Origin of the sequence: Streptomyces cahuitamycinicus, from assembly GCF_002891435.1 — a bacterium.
Classification (GTDB): domain Bacteria; phylum Actinomycetota; class Actinomycetes; order Streptomycetales; family Streptomycetaceae; genus Streptomyces; species Streptomyces cahuitamycinicus.
Map to the genome: position 1 here is coordinate 1 of NZ_POUC01000982.1, position 442 is coordinate 442.

Consider the following 442-nt stretch of genomic DNA (forward strand, 5'->3'; position numbering starts at 1 on the left):
ACACTGCGCGGGGCGATGGACCGGCGCTGGTGGGGGGTGCTCGGGCCGCTGGTGGTGCTCGGGCTGATGGCCGGTGTGGGGTGGCGGATCCTGACCGCGGGGGGCATCGGGGCCAACATCGGAGCGGGACTGCTGATCATCTTCGGCACCCCGGTCGCCGCCGGGTTGCTGCTGTGGGCCCTGGCCTGGGCGTTCTGGCTGGCCACCCAGCGCCACGGGCACGAGAACGGCGGCGACATGGGCAGGATCGCCTCCCGCGGGGTGTAGCACCGGGCCGGTCGTAGCGCCTGGTCCGGTCGCAACACCGGTCCAGTCGCAACACCAGTCCGATCGCAGCACAGGGCCCGTCTTGGCCGAAACCGCACGGCAGGCGCCCTGCGGGAGGAACAACGCCCGTGTCCCCTCGGGAAGTTCGCCTAGGTTGGGGGCCGGTCCCCCTTCC

The 442-nt window shown here is 72.6% G+C and carries 1 protein-coding gene; it reads left to right on the forward strand.

Going from position 1 to position 442, the window contains the following annotated elements:
• On the forward strand, positions 1–267 hold a 267-nt coding region (locus tag C1J00_RS45800; RefSeq protein ID WP_219728427.1), incomplete at its 5' end, for a hypothetical protein.
• Positions 268–442: the final 175 nt, after the last annotated feature.